The 15,155-nt window shown below is 70.6% G+C and carries 12 protein-coding genes; 5 read left to right on the top strand and 7 right to left on the bottom strand.

All coding sequences use genetic code 11. The features are described 5' to 3' along the window. Nucleotides 1-54: 54 nt before the first annotated feature. A complete protein-coding gene (locus tag AOK03_RS35985; RefSeq protein ID WP_055569597.1) occupies nt 55-696 on the bottom strand; it encodes a TetR/AcrR family transcriptional regulator in 642 nt (213 codons plus the stop codon). A gap of 336 nt (nt 697-1,032) precedes the next feature. Here AOK03_RS35985 and AOK03_RS35980 point away from each other — a divergent pair, with 336 nt between their 5' ends. The 4 genes from AOK03_RS35980 to AOK03_RS35965 all read left to right on the top strand — a co-directional run bounded on the left by AOK03_RS35980 (nt 1,033) and on the right by AOK03_RS35965 (nt 5,359). After that, the gene (locus AOK03_RS35980) at nt 1,033-2,019 is read left to right on the top strand and encodes a tetratricopeptide repeat protein (protein WP_055569591.1); all 987 of its coding nucleotides are present in this window, start codon (nt 1,033-1,035) and stop codon (nt 2,017-2,019) included. A 670-nt stretch (nt 2,020-2,689) separates the two neighbouring features. Then, nucleotides 2,690-3,307, top strand: coding sequence for a DUF6230 family protein (locus AOK03_RS35975; protein ID WP_055569590.1), 618 nt, complete (start codon nt 2,690-2,692; stop codon nt 3,305-3,307). A 161-nt stretch (nt 3,308-3,468) separates the two neighbouring features. Next, the gene (locus AOK03_RS35970; protein ID WP_055569589.1) at nt 3,469-4,029 is read left to right on the top strand and encodes a DUF6114 domain-containing protein; all 561 of its coding nucleotides are present in this window, start codon (nt 3,469-3,471) and stop codon (nt 4,027-4,029) included. Next, the gene (locus AOK03_RS35965; protein WP_055569588.1) at nt 4,019-5,359 is read left to right on the top strand and encodes a hypothetical protein; all 1,341 of its coding nucleotides are present in this window, start codon (nt 4,019-4,021) and stop codon (nt 5,357-5,359) included. The genes AOK03_RS35970 and AOK03_RS35965 overlap by 11 nt, the downstream gene beginning before the upstream one ends. Before the next feature lie 97 nt (nt 5,360-5,456). On the opposite strand, the gene pyk is transcribed toward AOK03_RS35965, so the two are convergent. From pyk to pta, 3 genes are all read right to left on the bottom strand, one after another. Continuing rightward, entirely contained in the window at nt 5,457-6,887 is a 1,431-nt protein-coding gene (gene pyk, locus AOK03_RS35960) for a pyruvate kinase (protein WP_055569587.1), read from the bottom strand. A 74-nt stretch (nt 6,888-6,961) separates the two neighbouring features. Continuing rightward, on the bottom strand, nt 6,962-8,179 hold the full coding sequence (locus tag AOK03_RS35955; protein ID WP_055569586.1) for an acetate kinase: 1,218 nt from the start codon (nt 8,177-8,179) through the stop codon (nt 6,962-6,964). A 28-nt stretch (nt 8,180-8,207) separates the two neighbouring features. Then, nucleotides 8,208-10,289 (bottom strand): phosphate acetyltransferase, encoded by a 2,082-nt coding sequence (gene pta / locus AOK03_RS35950; protein WP_055569585.1) that lies wholly within the window; start codon nt 10,287-10,289, stop codon nt 8,208-8,210. Nucleotides 10,290-10,590: 301 nt separating this feature from the next. Here pta and AOK03_RS35945 point away from each other — a divergent pair, with 301 nt between their 5' ends. After that, nucleotides 10,591-11,616 carry a 6-phosphofructokinase gene (locus AOK03_RS35945; RefSeq protein WP_055569584.1) on the top strand — a complete coding sequence of 342 codons (1,026 nt, stop codon included), beginning with the start codon at nt 10,591-10,593 and terminating at the stop codon, nt 11,614-11,616. A 77-nt stretch (nt 11,617-11,693) separates the two neighbouring features. On the opposite strand, the gene AOK03_RS35940 is transcribed toward AOK03_RS35945, so the two are convergent. From AOK03_RS35940 to AOK03_RS42940, 3 genes are all read right to left on the bottom strand, one after another. Next, complete coding sequence (locus AOK03_RS35940) at nt 11,694-12,410, bottom strand: helix-turn-helix domain-containing protein (protein ID WP_079075166.1); 717 nt, start codon at nt 12,408-12,410, stop codon at nt 11,694-11,696. Nucleotides 12,411-13,004: 594 nt separating this feature from the next. Beyond that, nucleotides 13,005-13,847: an SAM-dependent methyltransferase gene (locus AOK03_RS42945; RefSeq protein WP_055569582.1), complete on the bottom strand. Its 843-nt coding sequence runs from the start codon at nt 13,845-13,847 to the stop codon at nt 13,005-13,007. A 77-nt stretch (nt 13,848-13,924) separates the two neighbouring features. Beyond that, nucleotides 13,925-15,155: hypothetical protein (locus tag AOK03_RS42940; protein ID WP_157869170.1), on the bottom strand; the 1,231-nt coding region annotated here is incomplete at its 5' end.

Here is a 15,155-nt window from a genome sequence, read left to right as displayed (position 1 = left end):
GCAGTTCCCCGTGCCCCTGGGCCAGCCGTGGCCGGGGAGCTCCTTCACCGGCCGTCAGGGCTGTGCCGCCGCCGCTGCCAAGCCGCCCAGGAGCAGGAGCGTGAAGCGGCGTGCCCACTCCTCGTCCACCGGTTCCGCGCTGACCAGGGCGCGGTGGACCACCGCGCCCGCGATCACGTCGAAGATGAGGTCGGCGGTGCGGGCCGCGGCGACCGTGTCGGGCTCGGCGGGGAGTTCGCCGCGCTCCTGGGCCCGTTTGCGGCCCGCGAGGACCAGCCGCTTCTGGCGGTCGACGATGGAGGCGCGGATGCGGTCCCGCAGCGGCTCGTCCGTCGTGGACTCCGCGACGACCGCCATCAGCGCCGTCTTGGTCTCGGGCCGCCCGAGCAGCGCCGCGAACTGCAGCACGACGCCCTCGATGTCCGCGGCGAGGCTGCCCCGGTCGGGCACCTCCAGCTCGTCGAAGAGCTCCGCCACCGCGTCCACGACCAGCTCGCTCTTGCCCGCCCAGCGCCGGTACAGGGTCGTCTTGGCGACGCCCGCACGCGTGGCGACGGCGCCCAGCGTCAGCTTGGACCAGCCCAGCTCGACGAGGCCCTGCCGGGTCGCCTCCAGGATCGCTGCGTCGGCGGCCGCGCTGCGCGGGCGGCCGCCGGTGCGGGCGGGAGGCGTGGTGGACGACGTACGGCTCTGCATGGCGGCGACCATACCGGCCAGTACGCAGCGTTCCGGGGTGCCGAGTGAGCGAGATCACCGGAAGGCGTCTCCCCACGTCCCGGACGCGACAGTTACGCTACGACCCGTAGCGAAAGCTTGTGGGCGACGGTGCGTGGCGCATCCCGTACGCCCCTGAGCGACAGCCACGAGAGACAACCACACAGCACGAACACCGGCCAGGGGTGGGGACCCCGGGCCAACGACCGGTCCGCCGGTCTCCACAGCGACCTCGAACCGTGCCGCCCGTGGCCCCGCATTCCGGCGGAGGGCCCAGGACGGGCACGGTTCCCGCACGGCTTGGGGGAGGATGTACTCATGCAGCCACGGAACATGTCCATGAGCGGAGTCGTCGACCTCGCCGCGGTGAAGTCGGCCCAGGAGGCCAAGGCGAAGGCGGAGCAGGCGCGCGCCGAAGCGGCCCGGCAGGGCGGGGGTGCGGTGGGTGCGGTCTCGCCCGCCTCCCTCGTCATCGATGTCGACGAGGCGGGCTTCGAGCGCGAGGTCCTGCAGCGCTCCACCGAGGTCCCCGTCGTCATCGACTTCTGGGCCGAGTGGTGCGAGCCGTGCAAGCAGCTGAGCCCCCTTCTGGAGCGGCTCGCGCAGGAATACAACGGCCGTTTCCTCCTTGCCAAGATCGACGTCGACGCCAACCAGATGCTGATGCAGCAGTTCGGGGTCCAGGGGATCCCGGCTGTCTTCGCGGTGGTGGCCGGACAGGCCCTGCCCCTCTTCCAGGGTGCCGCCCCCGAGGCGCAGATCCGCCAGACCCTGGACCAGCTGATCCAGGTCGGCGAGGAGCGCTTCGGTCTGACCGGTCTGGTGGTCGACGCGGGCGCCGACGCGCAGGGCGAGCAGGCCCCCGCGGCGCCCGAGGTGCCGGCCGGTCCGCACGACGCCCTGCTCGAAGCGGCCGTACAGGCGCTGGACGCGGGCGATCTCGCCGGTGCCGTGCAGGCGTACAAGAACGTACTCAGTGACGACCCCGCCAACACCGAGGCCAAGCTCGGCCTGGCCCAGGCCGAGCTGCTCCTGCGGGTCCAGGGCCTGGACGCGCAGGTGGTCCGCAAGGACGCGGCCGACCGGCCTGCGGATGTGCCGGCGCAGATCGCCGCCGCCGACCTGGATCTGGTGGGCGGTCACGTCGAGGACGCCTTCGGGCGGCTCATCGACACGGTGCGGCGCACGGCCGGCGACGACCGGGACGCCGCCCGGGTGCGGCTGCTCGAACTGTTCGAGGTCGTGGGCGGCGAGGATCCGCGGGTGACGTCGGCACGCACGGCGCTCGCCCGGGTTCTCTTCTGACCCCCGTACGCACACTCCGGCCGGTTTCCCTCTCGGCCCTTCGGCTGACCAGTCCCTAAACGCGGGGCGTTGTGATGCCGGAGTGAAAAGTCTGTTCCCGAGGCACCACAGTGGCCGCGCTTTGCCAAAACTTGGCAAACGCGGCCACTGTTACTTGGAGTAAGACATCGGCTTCCTTATGGGCTGTTACGCCCGCCGGTGTCCCGTTCTGATCCCCCTCTTTGAGTCGCCGTCCGTGGCCGACCGATACCGCGCGGTCGTGCTTCGGTTATCGGGCCGTTACTAGCGAGTAACGAACCCCCTTGTGCGGGGGCCGAGAATGCACCACGATCGGCCACGCTCGGTCCGATGACCCGTACCCCGAAAGCCACTCGGGAGCGGGCCTTCTGGGTCCCCACCGAGCAGGCCGGTGACGCCGTCGCCGGTCTTGGACAGGGGGGTCTCTGCCGCAACCGGCAGGGCCTGTCCGCGAGGTCGCGCGTGATCCGTCAGGCGTGACCAGTGGTTGTCGCTCGGGGGTGATCGCCGGTGATGAGTGGTGCGGTAGCGCGCCTCCGATGCGGGCGCTCTCCTTCCCGAGGACGTAGCACTTCTCCCATCCCTGCCCGGCTGAGCCGCCCGAACGGGAGCAGTCAGGGCCGGAGATGTACGTCCGAGAAGGAGGAAAGTCATGGAGTCCGTGGCTCGTGGCGGAACCAGATGGAAGCGGTTCGCCGTGGTCATGGTGCCGAGCGTCGCGGCGACTGCCGCGATAGGCGTCGCCCTGTCCCAGGGTGCGCTCGCGGCATCGTTCAGTGTGTCCGGTCAGCAGTTCAAGGTGACTGCGAAGGAGCTCAACGGTACGGGATTCGTCCAGTACGGAGCTCTGGACAGCGGCAAGTCGGGTAACCACCCGGTCGCCGTCGTCGGTCTCGACGAGGCCGAGATCACCAACCTCTGCCAGTCCGTCGTCGTGCCGGTCCCGGTCTTCGGCGACGTGTCGATGACCCTCAAGGCCGGTGGCGAGGGTGGTCCGAAGGTCAAGGCCAAGAAGCTCTACATCGATGCCGACGACCTGAAGGCCAACGCGACCTTCAACAAGGTCGACATCGGTGTCTCGGTCGACCAGACCACCAAGGGCCCGGGCCCGGCGAAGGGCGACAAGTACGCCCCGGACTCGTTCGCGCAGCAGGCGGAGTCGGTGAAGTTCACCGACGTCAAGCAGCGTGCGTGGGCGACCACCGCCGGTACCTTCAAGCTCTCTGGCCTGGGCATGTCGGTCAAGAAGGGCAAGCACGAGTGCTACTAGGGCAGTTGATGCCCTAGCGGGCCGCATCAGGCGGCCCGGTGCGCACTCGGTGCACTGAGAACGGCCGGGCGCGGGGGCGCGACGGCACATGACGGAGCCGTCCCCGTGCCCGAATCCGCACGACACACAGAACCAACGCCATTCCCGAGGAGCTGTACGACATGAGCGCCGAAGCGCAAGTGGGACTGGGCGACAAGCTCGGCCGGATGCGCCGATCGTTCCGAGGGTGGCGCGGTCAGCGCCCGTTCTGGGGTGGTCTGCTGACACTTCTCGGCGGCATCCCGATCATGTATTTCCCGTACGCGAACCTCACGCTCGGCACGATGACGATCCGGATGGCGACCACCGCCGGTGCCGGATCACTGATCATCGGCGTGCTGTTGGTCGTGCTCGGCCTGACCATGTGGTTCCAGCCGCACTCCCGTGTCTTCGCGGGCGTCGCGGCGATTCTGCTCGCCCTGGTCTCCCTGGTGGTGTCCAACTTCGGCGGCTTCGTCATCGGCTTCCTGCTCGCCCTGATCGGCGGCGCCCTCGGCGTCTCCTGGGCGGCCGCGAAGCCTGCCGGCGAACCCGCGAAGGGACGTCCGGCAGGAGAGTCCGGCGGCCCCGTGGGTGACGGGGTCCCCGAGCCCGCCGTCGCGGATGGGGTGAGCGGCGCGCAGGACGATCTGTCAGGAACGAGCCCGACCAACGGGACGAACGGGAGGCACCGTGCCGGCTGACGAGGTGCACCACGAGGGCTTTGCGGGAGAGCCCCGGGCGAGAACCGGGCCGCGCCACGCGGCACCCAGGAAGCCGCTGCTGACCCGGCTGCAGGTTCCCGCGGGGAAGGCGATAGCCATCGCCGCGATGCCCACCGCCGTGCTGATGGGCATGGGGCTGACCCCCACGCTCGCGCAGGCGAAGCCGGGTGTTCCGGACAACCCCTTCCAGGACGGGCCGTGTGTCACGGCTCCGGACAAGGACGCCGAGGACGCCGAGAAGGACGCGGTGGACAAGGCGAAGAAGGACGCCGAGGACGCCGCCAAGAAGGAAGCCGAGGACCGGGCGGAGAAGAAGGACGCCGGGGACGACGCGAAGAAGCCGGCTCCGTCGACCTCGCCTTCCTCGGGCGACAAGGGCGACGAGGACGAGAAGGCGGACGGCGGCAAGGACGAGCCGACCCCCACCCCGTCCACCGGCGAGAAGGACGGCGACGAGGAGCCGGAGAAGACCCCCGAGCCCACCGAGACCAAGAACCCCTGGGACCCGCTGGGTGTCGGCGACGCCTTGAAGGACGTCTTCACGCCCGACGACAAGAAGGAGTCCGAGAGCCCGGAGCCGGACGCGTCGGAGAAGACCGGGTCCGCCGAGGACACGGCGGACAAGGCCAAGGAGACGACGGACAAGGTCACCGAGCCCGTCGAGGACACCGTCGACAAGGTCGAGGACGGGCTCAAGGACGGCGCGGACAAGGCGAAGGACGAGGCCGACAAGGTCGCGGACGAGGCGGCGAAGGACGCGGCGGACAAGGCCGAGGACGACGCCAAGGACGAGGCCGAGGACCCGATGGCCCCGGACGCGGACGGCAAGAAGCCGTTCCCGTGCGTGGTCGAGAAGAAGGTCGACGGAAAGGCGGAGCAGACGCCCGCGCCGATCCCGAACCAGCCGTGGCACCTGGAAGCCAGTTCGCTCACGCTCAAGGGCGCCGACTACCAGGGCGTCGTGAACCTGCAGATGCCCAACGGCAAGTCCAAGCAGGCCCTGAAGTACGTCATCCAGAACACGGACATCGGCGACCTGCACCAGATCGTCGAAGGACCGGCCGGCAAGAAGTACCACGTCGAGGCCGCCAAGGGCTCCACGTCCACCATCCGGGGCGGGGAGACCACGATGTACACCGAGCGGATCTCGGGCAAGCTGTTCGGGCTCATCCCGATCACCTTCGACCCCGAGCACCCGCCGCCGCTGAACATCCCGCTGATCTACTTCACGGACGTGAAGGTGCAGCAGGCGGGCCAGTTCGGCGGGAACCTGACGATCCCCGGGCTGCACCAGTCGATCACGGACTGAGCCGCCCGCGGATCCCACGGACCTTCCGGGAGCCGCGACAAGCGCTGAGGGCGCCCCCTTTCGCAGGGGGCGCCCTCAGCGTCGTACGGGGGCGGGATCAGTCGCGCTCGCCGCCGCCCAGGTGGTGCACCCGGACCATGTTGGTGGTGCCGGGGACGCCGGGGGGCGAGCCCGCCGTGATGACGACCGTGTCGCCGTCGTTGAAGCGGTTGAGCTTGACCAGCTCGGCGTCGACGAGCTCGACCATCGCGTCGGTGTTGTCCACGTGCGGCACGACGTAGGTGTCCACGCCCCAGCTCAGCGCGAGCTGGTTGCGGGTCGACTCGTCCGTGGTGAAGGCGAGGATCGGCTGGGCCGCGCGGTAGCGGGACAGGCGGCGGGCCGTGTCACCGGACTGCGTGAAGGCGATCAGCGCCTCGCCGCCCAGGAAGTCCGCGATCTCGCACGCGGCACGGGCCACCGAACCGCCCTGCGTGCGCGGCTTCTTGCCGGGCACGAGCGGCTGCAGGCCCTTGGAGAGCAGCTCGCCCTCGGCGGCCTGCACGATCTTCGACATCGTCTTGACGGTCTCGATCGGGTACGCGCCGACGCTCGACTCGGCCGACAGCATGACCGCGTCGGCGCCGTCCAGGATCGCGTTGGCGACGTCGGACGCCTCGGCGCGCGTGGGGCGCGAGTTGGTGATCATCGACTCCATCATCTGGGTCGCGACGATCACCGGCTTGGCGTTGCGGCGGCACATCTCCACGAGGCGCTTCTGCACCATCGGGACCTTCTCGAGCGGGTACTCGACGGCGAGGTCGCCACGGGCCACCATCACGGCGTCGAACGCCGCGACGACGCCCTCCATGTTGGCGACGGCCTGCGGCTTCTCCACCTTGGCGATGACGGGGACCCGGCGGCCCTCCTCGTCCATCACCTTGTGGACGTCCTTGACGTCGTTGGCGTCGCGCACGAAGGACAGGGCGACCATGTCGCAGCCCATCTTCAGGGCGAAGCGGAGGTCCTCGATGTCCTTCTCGGAGAGGGCGGGCACGTTCACGGCCGCGCCGGGCAGGTTGATGCCCTTGTGGTCGGAGATGACACCGCCCTCGACGACGATCGTCTTCACGCGCGGGCCGTCCACCTCGACGACGCGCAGCTCGACGTTGCCGTCGTTGATGAGGACCTGGTCGCCCTTGGAGACGTCGCCGGGCAGACCCTTGTAGGTCGTGCCGCAGATCGACTTGTCGCCGGGGACGTCCTCGGTGGTGATGGTGAACTCGTCACCGCGCACCAGCTCGACGGGACCCTCGGCAAAGGTCTCCAGACGGATCTTCGGGCCCTGCAGGTCGGCGAGGACGCCGATGGCACGGCCGGTCTTGGTGGCGGCCGCGCGGACGCGGTCGTACCGCCCCTGGTGCTCGGCGTGCGTGCCGTGGCTGAAGTTGAAGCGGGCCACGTTCATGCCGGCCTCGATCAGCGAGACGAGCTGCTCTTCGGAGTCGACGGCGGGGCCCAGCGTGCAGACGATTTTGGAACGGCGCATGGGGGCGATCCTATCGGTTTGTTTCGCTACGGAATATTCCGTCTGGTGGAATCTACAAATGGGCGGATGTCCGCTCAGGCGTTGCGGTCGCGGACCAATGCATACGTCTGATCGGCGATCTCCAGTTCTTCGTCGGTGGGCACCACGGCTACGGCCACGCGCGCGTACTCCGGCGAAATGAGCCGGGCTTCGTCGGAACGTACGGAATTGAGTGCGCCGTCGACCGCGAGACCCAGCTCCTCCAGGCCCGCCACCGCAGCCTCCCGCACCGGAGCGGCGTTCTCTCCGACCCCGGCCGTGAACGCGATGGCGTCCACCCGGCCGAGCACCGCGTAATAGGCGCCGATGTACTTCTTCAAACGGTGGATGTAGATGTCGAAGGCGAGCGCCGCCTCTTCGTCACCGGCATCTATACGGCGCCTGATCTCCCGCATGTCGTTGTCGCCGCAGAGCCCGATCAGACCGCTCTTCTTGTTGAGCAGAATGTCGATCTCGTCGATGGACATTTTGCCGACCCGGGCGAGATGAAAGATCACGGCCGGATCCATGTCGCCGGAACGGGTACCCATCACGAGCCCCTCCAATGGCGTGAGCCCCATCGAGGTGTCCACGCACCGCCCGCCCCGCACCGCGCTCGCCGAAGCGCCGTTGCCCAGGTGCAGCACGATGACGTTGACGTCCTCCGGCGCCTTGCCGAGCAGCTTCGCGGTCCGGCGCGAGACATAGGCGTGGGACGTGCCGTGGAAGCCGTAGCGCCGCACGCGGTGCTCGTCGGCCGTCTTCACGTCCATCGCGTAGCGCGCCGCGGACTCCGGCATCGTCGTGTGGAACGCGGTGTCGAAGACGGCGACCTGGGGCAGGTCGGGGCGGAGCGCCTGGGCGGTGCGGATGCCGGTGATGTTCGCCGGGTTGTGCAGCGGCGCCACCGGGACCAGACGCTCGATCTCCGTCAGGACCGCGTCGTCGATCACCGTCGGCTCGGTGAACTTCAGGCCGCCGTGCACCACCCGGTGGCCGATCGCGGCGAGCTCGGGGGAGTCCAGGCCGAGCCCGTCGGCGGACAGCTCTTCGGCGACGGCCCGCAGCGCCGCCTCGTGGTCGGCGATCGGCTCCTCGCGCTCACGGGGCTCGGCGCCGCCGCCGGTGAGCGGGGTGTGCTTGAGCCGGGAGGTCTCCTCGCCGATCCGCTCGACCAGGCCGACGGCGAGGCGGGAGTGGTCCCGCATGTCGAGCAGCTGGTACTTCACCGACGAGGAGCCGGAGTTGAGGACGAGTACGCGAGTGGCGGTCACTGATGGAGGCGCTTTCTGTGGGGGATGGTCACGCGGTGGGCGGCTGGGCCTGGGACTGGATCGCCGTGATGGCGACGGTGTTGACGATGTCCTGGACGAGCGCGCCCCGGGAGAGGTCGTTGACCGGCTTGCGCAGGCCCTGCAGGACCGGGCCGACGGCGATCGCGCCGGCCGAGCGCTGCACGGCCTTGTAGGTGTTGTTGCCGGTGTTCAGGTCGGGGAAGATCAGCACGCTGGCCTGGCCCGCGACGTCCGAGTCGGGCAGCTTGGTGGCCGCGACCGACGGCTCCACCGCGGCGTCGTACTGGATCGGGCCCTCGATCTTCAGGTCCGAGCGCTGTCCGCGCACCAGCTCGGTGGCCTCGCGCACCTTGTCGACGTCGGCGCCCGAGCCGGACGTGCCCGTCGAGTACGAGAGCATCGCGATCCGCGGCTCGACGCCGAACTGCTCGGCGGTGGTCGCCGACTGCACGGCGATGTCCGCGAGCTGCGCGGCGTTCGGGTCCGGGTTGACCGCGCAGTCGCCGTACACGAGGACCTTGTCGGCGAGGCACATGAAGAAGACGGAGCTCACGATGGAGGCGTCCGGCTTGGTCTTGATGATCTCGAAGGCCGGGCGGATGGTGGCCGCCGTGGAGTGCACGGAGCCCGAGACCATGCCGTCGGCGAGGCCCTCCTGGACCATCAGCGTGCCGAAGTAGTTCACGTCCGCCACCACGTCGTGCGCGAGCTCGACGGTGACGCCCTTGTGGGCGCGCAGCTCCGCGTACGCGGCGGCGAAACGATCCCGCAGCTCGGAGGTCTGCGGGTCGATGAGCTCGGAGTCGGCGAGGTCCACGCCGAGGTCGGCGGCCTTCTTGCGGATCTGCTCGACCGGGCCGAGCAGGGTCAGGTCGCAGACGCCGCGGCGCAGCAGCACGTCGGCGGCGCGCAGCACCCGCTCCTCGGTGCCCTCGGGCAGCACGACGCGGCGCCGGTCGGCGCGGGCCCGCTCCAGGAGCTTGTGCTCGAACATCATCGGCGTGAGGCGGTCGCTGCTGGGCGCCGAGACGCGCCTGAGGAGGTCCGCGGTGTCGACGTACCGCTCGAAGAGGCCGAGTGCGGTCTCCGCCTTGCGGGGCGTCGCCGCGTTCAGCTTGCCCTCCAGCGCGAAGAGCTCGCCCGCCGTGGGGAAGGAGCCGCCGGAGACCGCGATCACCGGGGTGCCGGGCGCGAGCCGGTCGGCGAGGGTGAGGATCTCCTGGCCGGGCTGTTCGTTCAGGGTCAGCAGGACGCCGGCTATGGGCGGGGTGCCGGCGCTGTGCGCGGCCAGGGAGCCCACCACGAGGTCGGCGCGGTCGCCGGGGGTGACCACCAGGCAGCCGGGCGTCAGGGCGTTCAGGAAGTTGGGCAGCATGGCGCCGCCGAAGACGAAGTCCAGGGCGTCGCGCGCGAGCCCCGAGTCGTCGCCGAGCAGCACGCGGCCGCCCAGCGCGTGGGTGATCTGCGCGACGGTCGGCGCGGAGAGCGCGGCCTCGTCCGGCAGGACGTAGCAGGGCACGGGGAGCCGGGCGTCCAGGCGCTCGTGGATCTCGTCCCGGTCGGCCGGGGCCACCCGGTTGGTGACCATCGCGAGGACGTCGCAGCCGAGCGAGTCGTACGCGCGGTAGGCGTTGCGGGTCTCGGCGCGCACCGATTCGGCGGTCTGCTTCCGGCCGCCGACCACGGGGAGCACCGAGGCGCCGAACTCGTTGGCGAGCCGTGCGTTCAGCGCGAGCTCGTCGGGCAGCTGGGTGTCGGCGAAGTCCGTGCCCAGCACGAGAACGACTTCATAATCCCTCGCGACCCGGTGGAACCGGTCCACGAGCTGCGAGACCAGTTCGTCGGTGCCCTGCTCGGCCTGGATCGCGGACGCCTCGTGGTAGTCCATGCCGTACACCGAGCCGGCGTCCTGCGAGAGCCGGTACCGGGCGCGCAGCAGGTCGAAGAGGCGGTCGGGGCCGTCGTGGACCAGTGGCCGGAAGACACCCACCCGGTCGACCTGACGGGTGAGGAGCTCCATGACTCCCAGTTCGACGACCTGGCGACCGTCGCCCCGGTCGATGCCGGTCACGTACACGCTGCGCGTCACGCGTGCTCTCCCCTTCTGTCTGTCCTGCTTCGCTGCCGTGTGGATGCCCGGCTGGATGCCCGGCGCGGGTGCCGGAGGAGTCGGACAAAGCACCCGATATCGCGGGTGTGTCCCCTTGACAATACCTCTGCGCCCGATGGGGTCGCCCGCCGGACGAAAGGCCTGACAAGGCCGGTACCAAGGTCCCTGCCCGCCCCTCGGACAGACATCCGTCGGACATCTGTGAGCGGCGACCCCCCTCCGGCCGTGGAACAATCGGACCGGCTCACAAGTACCAGTAGCGAGCAGGAGACACAGCGCGATGCGTATCGGAATTCTCACCGCGGGCGGCGACTGCCCCGGCCTCAACGCAGTGATCCGGTCGGTCGTGCACCGCGCCGTGACGCATTACGGCGACGAGGTCATCGGCTTCGAGGACGGCTACGCGGGCCTGCTCGACGGGCGCTACCGCTCCCTCGACCTGAACGCCGTCAGCGGCATCCTGGCCCGTGGCGGCACCATCCTCGGCTCGTCCCGCCTGGAGCGCGCACGCTTCCGCGCGGCCTGCGACAACGCCAAGGAGCTCATCGAGCGGAGCGGCTTCGACGCGCTCATCCCGATCGGCGGCGAGGGCACGCTGACGGCGGCGCGCATGCTGTCGGACGCGGGCGTGCCGGTCGTCGGCGTCCCGAAGACCATCGACAACGACATCTCCTCCACGGACCGCACCTTCGGCTTCGACACGGCGGTCGGCGTGGCGACGGAGGCGATGGACCGCCTCAAGACCACCGCCGAGTCCCACCAGCGCGTCATGGTCGTCGAGGTCATGGGCCGCCACGCGGGCTGGATCGCGCTGGAGTCCGGCATGGCGGGCGGCGCCCACGGCATCTGCCTGCCCGAGCGCCCCTTCGACCCGGCCGACCTGGTCGCCATGGTCGAGGAGCGGTTCGCGCGCGGCAAGAAGTTCGCGGTGATCTGCGTCGCCGAGGGCGCGCACCCGCAGGACGGCACGATGAACTACGGCAAGGGTGCGATCGACCAGTTCGGCCACGAGCGCTTCCAGGGCATCGGCACGGCTCTCGCGTACGAGCTGGAGTCCCGCCTCGGCAAGGAGGCCAAGCCGGTCATCCTCGGCCACGTCCAGCGCGGCGGCACCCCCACGGCGTACGACCGCGTCCTCGCGACCCGCTTCGGCTGGCACGCGGTCGAGGCGGCGCACCGCGCGGAGTACGGCAAGATGACGGCGCTGCGCGGCACGGACATCACCATGGTGCCGCTGGCGGACGCGGTCACCGAACTGAAGACGGTCCCGAAGGACCGCATGGACGAGGCGGAATCAGTCTTCTAGCCCACCCTCCCGGCCGGGCCTTCCGCCCCCTCTTCCGGACAGCTCCCGTGGCCCTTGGTCCCGGCGGATCCGGGGCCTCAGCCCCGACCCCCGCGGACCAGGGACCAGAAATGTTCGAGGATCCGCTCCAGGAAGTCCCGCCCGGCCTCCCCGGACGCGTCGGAACCGGCCCCGCCGCTCCAGCTCAGCGTCCGCGCCATCCGTGACTGATAGTCCTCGTGCATCTGCCGCAGCACGCCCTCGACGTGCCGCTTCTCCAGGGGCAGCAGCTTGCTGACGGGCCTGACGTACCCCTGCCAGCGCGTGCTGACCGCGCTGCGCAGCAGCTCGGCGAGCGCGTCGGCCCGCCCCGTCACGGTCACGAAGTCGGGCACCGAGAGCGTCAGCACCTCGGCGAGGGCGGCGGACTGCCGTTCGTTGCCCCGCCAGGTGTCGGTCTCCTCCATCCGCAGATACGCCTGGATCTCCACACCCGCCCCGCGCGCGACGTCCTCCGGGGCGAGCCCGCGCGCGATCCGGTGCTCCCGCAGGGTCCGCGCGGCCCCCATCAGCTCCCCGGGCGAACACCACAGCGTCGCGGCGAGCGCGGTGAGCTCCGCGGAGGTGGGCGAGGAGAGCCCGCGCTCCCAGGCGGCGATGGTGTCGGCGGTGACGTAGGCGAGCCCATAACTGGCCCGCATCCCGTACGCGACATGCCCATGCGCCATCCCGAGCGCCTCCCGCAGGCGCCGGGCGGCAGGGAAGTCGAACGGGGGCGTGGGCTGGTGCGGCGGTTGGCTCGGTTGCACGGGCACACCGTAGGCGCCCGTGGGGGTGGCGACTACGGTGTGTTCCTACGAGGTTGCGGATTGGTGGGAAGGTACGGGGGCGTCACGGGGTGCCCAAGGCGCCGTCCAGGGCGTGAGCGTACCGGCGGAAGGTGTCGCGGGCGTCGGGTCGGGCCGGTGAATTCGGGCGCGGGACGTCCGCGAGGAACGCCACGCGCCACAGGGGCGAAGACGGTTCCGGCCTCCGGCTCCGGGTCGCCCCCCGGTGACGCGTACCGCGACCCCCAATGCCTCGCTCACCAAGGGAGCGCCCTCGGTGGCGTCCGCGCCCCGCGCGATCGTGGCATTGACGAGGGCTTGCCGGAATCGGGTGAGCTGCAGGGCGGCCCCGTCCGGCCCATGCGCGGGACCGCTTCACGCTCGCCCAGCCGCGGCGACACCTCTTCGTGGCCGCCGGACCACAGCAGCAGGGACGGTACGGCGACGGGGTGATCGCGTGCGCAGCCCAACTCGTCGAGGATCCGCGTGGTTTCGGGGCCGGACCCGCTGAGACGACCGCGCCGATCTCCACGATCCCGCCGAGCGGCCCGAAGATCTCGCGGGCCATGACGGTGGTCGCCGTCAGTCGCGGCGGCCGTGGAAGATGCCCCAGGTGAAGTGGCCCGCGTGGCAGGCCTCGGCCGTGTGGGCCAGGCTCGTGCGGAGCGTGTCCACGTATGCGGCGCTCACCGCGTCCAGTAGGGCCGGGGCCGGGGTGTGGAGTGCTTCGGCGAGGCGGTCGTAGTGGGTGCGGATGTGGTCCGTGAGGTCGTCGAACTCCACCTCGGTGAAGGCGAGGGCCCGTAGTTGTTCGTCGTAGCGGGCCGCGGTGGCGAACGGGGGCAGGCTCAGGCGTTCCGCTATCGAGCGCAGCGCGTCGGCGGGGGCGTGCTCGGCGGCCATGATGTCGGTGAAGGTCAGATGGCCGCCCGGCCGCAGGACCCGGTGCGCCTCGCGCAGTACGCCGAGGCGGTCGGCGCTGTGGCAGAGGGCCTCCTGGGACCAGACGAGGTCGAACGACCCGGCGGGGGCGGGGATGTCCTGGAAGGAACCCGGCACCACCTCGATCAGGTCGGTGAGGCCGTGCCGCGCGTTCAGCTCGCGGTGGCGTCGGTTCTGCGTCTCGCTGATGTTGAGGGCCACGACACGGCAGCCGAACTCCGCGGCCAGCCGGCGCGCCGCGCCGCCGTAGCCGGAGCCCAGGTCCAGGACGGTGCTGTCGGGGCCGAGCGCGTCGCCCACCCTCGCGGCCATGCGGTCGATGGTCCGGCGGGATGCCGTGCCGATCGGTTCGCGCGCGTGCTCGTACACGCCGACATGGATGTCCTCACCACCCCACGCCTGCGCATAGAAGCCGTCGACGTCCTTCGTGTCGTAGTAGTCGCGTGCCACGTCGGCGGCCCGAGCCGCGTCGTTCTCCACCATGAGGCATTCCTCGGCAGCGCTTGCCCGGCACAAACCCGGCTTTCGGACACGATCGTCCGCTGGGCCGTCAGGGGCCGTCATGGGCGGGTGGGGCGGAACTTTTCGTTCACGGTGCCGAATTCCTTCCACGCCCCGTCCACCCGGCGGTCGAACCACACCGGGCGCCCAATCGCCGAGCGGCGCTTCTCGAAGGAGACCTCGCCCTGGACGCCGTTGACGGAGACGTGCTGGAGCTCGCGGTCCAGGGTGTGACGCAGGGACGTGGGGGAGGAGTCGTCGGTGGGGAGGGTCTTGAGCGCCGCGGCCAGTGCCAGCGCGCCGTCGTACAACTCCTGGTTGCCGCGTGCGGGGAGGTTCTCGTCGGGCTCGCCCGAGTAGTTGCGGACGCGGACGACTCCCTCGGGGACGGTCTTGTCCCGCGCCTCCTCGTCGGACCGTTCCTGGGAGTCCGCGCAGGCGCCCTGCTGGTTGCCCTGGCTGATCACCGGGCCCTCGAAGCCGCCGGACCGGAGCTTCTCCGTCCATACGTCGACCGGGGTACCGGTCGGTATCACGACCGCGTCCGCCCGTGCCTCGGTGACCAGTGCGGGGATCCGGGACGTCCTCACCTTGTCGGGCGTCACGTCCAGCGCCTCGGTGGCGACTCCGTTCCTGCGCAGCGCCGTGCCTATCCCGTCCTCGCGGTCCACCCAGAGCTTGTCCTCGGCGACGAACACGCGGCGCGCGTCGGTCTCGGAGCGGAGGTAGCGGGCGATCGCCTGGCCCTGCCGCGTGTCGTCGGCCGGGATCGCGAACGCGCCCCCGGCGTGGGCGTACTCGTGGCAGGTGCTGACCTCCGGCAGGAACGCCTCGTCCGTGTCGTGCACCCAGGAGAAGTCGACGGTGTCACCGATGACCGCGAGCATGTCCGGGTGCTCGGCCAGCAGCTTGCGGCTGCTGACGTCCGGGTCCGCGGTCACGGGGACGATCCGGAACCGGCTCCCGCTCTTGGCACCGAGCGTCTCGGCGAAGGCGGACCCGACGGTGCGCAGTTGCTGCGTCGTGAACTGTTTGTACTCCGACTTCGCGTACGTGTCCGGGGCGCCGCCGTCCGTCGAGGGGGTGCCTACGTGCCGGTAGCTGTGGGCCACGCCGATCTTGAAGACGCCCTTTTCGGTCTTCGCGGGGCCGCCGCCCTCAGCGCTGGTGGACGGTCCTTCGTCCGATGCGGCGAGGGCGCGTATGCCGAGGCCCGTCGGGATGCCGAGTGCGAGGACCAGGGCGGCGGGGAGCAGCAGGCGTCGCCGGGCGCGGCGGCGCCTGCTGCTC

Source organism: Streptomyces atriruber (genome assembly GCF_001418325.1).
GTDB lineage: Bacteria > Actinomycetota > Actinomycetes > Streptomycetales > Streptomycetaceae > Streptomyces > Streptomyces atriruber.
Note: the sequence above shows the minus strand (reverse complement) of the source record. Positions and strands in the feature narration are given on the sequence as shown.